General features: G+C 74.5%; 5 protein-coding genes and 1 pseudogene. 2 read left to right on the top strand and 4 right to left on the bottom strand.

Annotation, left to right across the window (positions count from 1 at the left end):
• A pseudogene (locus tag AOK18_RS24770) lies at positions 1-208 on the top strand (pyridine nucleotide-disulfide oxidoreductase); the annotation flags it as partial.
• Positions 209-328: 120 nt separating this feature from the next.
• On the opposite strand, the gene AOK18_RS24765 reads toward AOK18_RS24770, so the two are convergent.
• The 4 genes from AOK18_RS24765 to AOK18_RS33440 form a co-directional block, all read right to left on the bottom strand.
• Positions 329-1,198 carry an SMP-30/gluconolactonase/LRE family protein gene (locus AOK18_RS24765; RefSeq protein WP_055695764.1) on the bottom strand — a complete coding sequence of 290 codons (870 nt, stop codon included), beginning with the start codon at positions 1,196-1,198 and terminating at the stop codon, positions 329-331.
• The gene (locus AOK18_RS24760; RefSeq protein WP_055570835.1) at positions 1,195-1,968 is read right to left on the bottom strand and encodes an IclR family transcriptional regulator; all 774 of its coding nucleotides are present in this window, start codon (positions 1,966-1,968) and stop codon (positions 1,195-1,197) included. The genes AOK18_RS24765 and AOK18_RS24760 overlap by 4 nt, the downstream gene beginning before the upstream one ends.
• A gap of 239 nt (positions 1,969-2,207) precedes the next feature.
• A complete protein-coding gene (locus AOK18_RS24755; protein ID WP_055695763.1) occupies positions 2,208-3,455 on the bottom strand; it encodes a PucR family transcriptional regulator in 1,248 nt (415 codons plus the stop codon).
• Between the two features lie 3 nt (positions 3,456-3,458).
• Entirely contained in the window at positions 3,459-3,611 is a 153-nt protein-coding gene (locus AOK18_RS33440) for a hypothetical protein (RefSeq protein WP_167532546.1), read from the bottom strand.
• Positions 3,612-3,864: 253 nt separating this feature from the next.
• Between AOK18_RS33440 and pgfA the strand changes: the two genes are divergently transcribed.
• Positions 3,865-4,610 (top strand): cell envelope lipid trafficking protein PgfA (pgfA, locus tag AOK18_RS24750; protein WP_055572792.1); only part of this gene is annotated, 746 nt, incomplete at its 3' end.

The following is a 4,610-nucleotide window of genomic DNA, read 5'->3' as shown; positions in this document are numbered from 1 at the left end:
GCTGGTCCGCGCCGCGACGGGCCGCGCGCAGATCACCCGCGCCTTCCTCGACGTCATCACGATGTCCGAGCCCCCCACCTCGTGGGCGCACCCGGACGTCGTGGTGGGGGCCCTGCGCGGCCCGGGCAGGGAACTGCTGACGGCGCCTCCGCTGACCGCGGAGGAACGCAGGACGGTGGCCGGCGGCCGGCGGGTCACGGCCGAGTGACCGCCCCCGCCCGGCGCCGGGGCGCCGGGACGCGGCGGCACCCGTGGGACACGGCCGCGGCCGGGCCCCGGTGCCCGGCCGCGGCGCACCGGCGGCGTCCGGGGCCGGCCCCCGGGGCCGTCAGCCCGCGAAGGCGGGCTGGGCGGCGCCCCCGCCCGCGTCCGGGACGACCAGGAGCGAGCCGGCCAGGGGCGGCGCGGGGTCCAGGCCCACCCGGGCCGTGGTGATGTACAGGTCGCTCAGGCCGGGGCCGCCGAAGGCGCAGGCGGTGACGCGCGGGACCGGGAGCGCGATCACCCGGTCCAGGGCGCCGGACGGGGTGTAGCGGCGCACCGCCGCGCCGTCCCACAGCGCCACCCACACGCAGCCCTCGGCGTCGACGGTGAGACCGTCGGGGAAGCCGGCGCCGTCCTCCACCTCGGCCAGCGGGCGGCGGCCGGTGACCGCGCCGGTGTCCGGGTCGTGGTCGAAGACGTCGATGCGGCGGGTGGGGGTGTCGATGTAGTACATCAGGCGCCCGTCGGGGCTCCAGCCGGTGCCGTTGCTCACCGTCACGTCGTCGAGGACGGTTGCGGCGGTGCCGTCGCCGATGACGCGCGCGAGCGTGCCGCCGCCGGCGGCCTCGTCGTAGCGCATGGTGCCCGCCCACAGGGCGCCGTCGGGGGCGACGGCCGCGTCGTTGCCGCGGCGGCCGGGGACGGGCTCGTGGCGCAGCCAGCGGAAGGTGTCGTCGGGGTCGAGGAGGCCGATGCCGTCCCGCAGGTTGAGGACCAGCCCGCCGCCCGCGCGGGGCTTGACGGCGCCCACGTGCTGTCCGGTCCGGCGCAGGGTGCGCCGGCCGGTGGCCGGGTCGTAGCCGTGGATCCGGGAGTTCAGGATGTCGATCCACAGGAGGCGGCCGGTCGCGGGGTCCCAGGTGGGGCCCTCGCCGAGGGCGGACTCCGCCCGGACCGCCACCTCCCAGGAGGCGCTGTCACGGATCGTCGTCATGACGCCCCCCGGTGGCCGAGGCGCTCGGACAGGTCGTCGGCGCCCTTGACGGCGAGCTGTTCCAGCTCGGCGAGGCGGTCGTCGCTCCAGCGGATCATCGGTACGGAGATGGACAGCGCGGCGACCACCTGTCCGGTGCGGTCGCGGACCGGGGCGGCCACGCAGCTGACGTCCGGGTTGGACTCCCGGTTCTCCACGGCGACGCCCCGCTCCCGGATCCCGGCGAGGGCCTCGCGCAGGGCGGCCGGGTCGGTGATGCTGTTGGGGGTCATCGCGGCCAGCCCGGCGTCGTCGGGCAGGCGCGCGGCGAGTTCCCCCTCGGGGAGGGAGGCCAGCAGCATCTTGCCCACGGAGGTGCAGTGCGCGGGCAGCCGGCGGCCGGCCGCCGACACCATCCGTACCGCGTGGGTGGAGTCCACCTTGGCGATGTAGATGACGTCGGTGTCCTCCAGGATCGCCACGTGCACCGTCTCGTCGCAGGTCTCGGCGACGGACCGGGCCACCTGCTGGCCCTCGGCGGCGAGGTCGAGGTGCTCGGCGTAGCGGGCGCCGAGCTGGTACGGGCGCACGCCGAGCCGGTAGCGGCCGGGCTGGCCGGTCACCGGGACGATGTACTTCCGGGCGGCGAGCGTGGTCACCAGTTCGTGCACGGTGGTGCGCGGCAGCTGGAGCCTGCGCACGATGTCGGGCGCGGAGAGCGTCCCGTCCCCGTCGAGGAAGAGCTCGAGGATGTCGAGAGCCCGGGTCACGGCTGGTACGAGACGTCCCACGACCGGCCCCTCCCTGTCTGTCTCAGCCCGTTCGATATACCAACAGGCGATCGGAATGACGAACACACAGGCTAGCCATCCGCACCCACCCGGGCAATGGCCCGCCGGGCGGTCACCGCGGACCCGGGGGCGCCGGCGTCCGGACCGGCCCGGCGGTCCGGGCGGCTCCGGAGGTCCGCCCGTCCCACCGGCCCGGTCGTCCTGCCGGTCCGGTCCCGGGCGTCCGGTGCGTCCGCCGGTCAGCGCCGGTTGGGGGAGCCTCCCAGTTCGCCGCGGAGGCGCTGCGCCCGCAGGACCAGTTCCAGTTCGAAGCGGCGGTCCGGGTCGTCGATCTCGTCGCCCCACAGTTCGCGGATCTGCCGCAGTCGGTAGCGGACGGTCTGCGGGTGCACGCCGAGCCGCGCCGCCACCTCGGGCGCGCCGCCCCGGGTCTCCAGCCACGCCAGCAGCGTCTCCGCGAGGCGCCGTCCGTTCGTGGGGGCGCAGTGGGCCAGCGGGGCGAGGCACTTGAGGGCGAGGTCGTCGATGAGCTCCTCGGGCTGGAGCAGGACCAGCGCCTCGGTGTGCTGGGTGCAGTGCAGCACCTCGCCGTCGGGCAGCAGCCCGCGTTCCATCAGGCGCAGGGCGGCCTCGGCCCAGCGCAGCGACTTCGCCGCGTCGGCCGGCGGCACCGGCGGCCCGATCGCGCCGGACCAGCCGGTGAGCGCGCGCTGCAGCAGTTCGGGGCGGCCCGCGGCGTCCGGCTCGGGGACGATCATCCGGGGCTGCTCGTACTCCATGTCGAGCAGCACCTCCTGGCCCACGGCGGGGGCGACGGCCTCCCGCGCGGGGCGCCGCAGCACGCCCACCGCGACCTTCCCGGGCAGCGGCCAGCCGACGCGGGCGGCCCGCTCGGCGATCGCTTCGGACGGGTCGCCCCGGTGGTGCTCGGTGAGCAGGAGTTCCATCAGCCGGCGCTGCAGCCGCAGCCGCTCCCCCGCTTGCCGGGCGGCGGCCTCGGCGTAGCCGCGGACGGACTGGTCGACCAGTCCGTCCAGGTACGCGTAGCCCGCGTCGGCGAGTTCGTACATCGCGGGCGGCGGGATGTCGACGCGCTGGCCGATCTCGGCGAGCCGCCGCCAGGCCATGCGGACGCCGAGCCGGTAGATCGCCTGGAGCGAGTCCAGGGACCGCCCGTGCAGGCCCTCACCGCGTCCGAAGTCGTGGAACAGGCCGGGCGGCGCCGTGGGGCGGCCCGCCGAGTAGTCGGCGTGCTCCAGGTGCTGCACGAACACCTCGATGGCCCGGCGGATGCCGACGAGGGCCATCGGTTCGCCGGAGTCGTCGAGCACGACGGGGAGGTCGGGGTACTCGCGCTGGATCTCGCTCATGATCTCTTCGGCGAGTCCGGGCGCCTCGGCCATGGCCGTCTCGGCGAACCGGTGCACCTGGGGGCGTGGTACGTCGTGCCAGGCGGACCGGGCCGTGACGGTTCTGGAGGCCGTCACCGGTCAGCTCCCCTGCCCCGCGTGCTCGTAGGTGATCAACGGCGTGTTCGGCTGGTCGGGGGTGGCGCCGAGCAGCGCGACCACGCCGAGGGCGGCGCCCACGGCGAGGGCCGAGGCGAGTACGACCGTCAGCGCGGCGGCGAGCAGTCTGGACATTTCAGGGTCAGCCTCTCTGTTCGGAGGATTTCCCCACCCCCCGAAAGCACGTTCCACCACCCCTGTCCGTCGCCCCCCAGTGTCGAGTGTGCATTGACAGTCCGTCAAGGGGCGTTTACGGTTCCCGGCCCAGAGGGAGTTCGGTCCCGGCCCGCAGGGGGTGCCGGATGGCTCCGCCCCTCGGCACGCGCGTTTTTCCTCTACGGATCCGGCCCGTCCGCGCCGATCCGTCCCAAATCCCTGGAGTACCCGGATGCGCCGTACAGCCTCCCCCCTTTCCCTGATCATGCTCGGTTTCGGAACATTTCTGCTGGTGCTGGCGCCCCTGCTGGTCTGGTACGTGCATCCGCGGGCCGCGGTGAACCCGATCGACATCGACACCACCGCCGTCTACAACGGCCGGGGCAGCGTGTTCGACCTCGACCGGGTCGAGACCGTGTCGGACCAGGCGATCACCGTCACCCAGCGGGTGCGCGGGAACGTCGAGGCCAGCGTGGACAGCGGGAACGCCGTGTGGGACGTGATCACCACGGTGGACACCGAGAAGTCGCTGCCGGCCGCCGATCCGCACGACGCGCTGGACTTCTCCCCGCACCGCTGGGTGCTGGACCGCGAGACGACGAAGCCGGTCCACTGCTGCGAGGAGACGCCCCGCATCGAGGGCGAGGCGTACCTCAAGTTCCCCTTCGACGTGCAGAAGCGCTCCTACCAGTGGTGGGACAACACCCTCGGCGACACGGTCGTGATGCGCTACCAGGGCACCGAGAAGGTCCAGGGGTACACGGGCTACCGGTTCACCGCCTCGGTGCCGGCGACGAAGACCGGCACCCGGCTGGTGCCGGGCAGCCTCGTGGACGAGCCGGACCGCCCGCAGGTGCTGGCCGAGGAGTGGTACTCCAACCACGGCCTCGAGCTGGTCGTGGACCAGGCCACCGGCCGGGTGATCTACGCGCAGACCGGTCCGAGGCGCACGCTGCGGGCGCCTCGGACCGGTCTGCG

It is taken from the genome of Streptomyces prasinopilosus (genome assembly GCF_001419695.1).
Lineage (GTDB): Bacteria > Actinomycetota > Actinomycetes > Streptomycetales > Streptomycetaceae > Streptomyces > Streptomyces prasinopilosus.
This window is presented reverse-complemented; position numbering and strand designations above follow the sequence as displayed.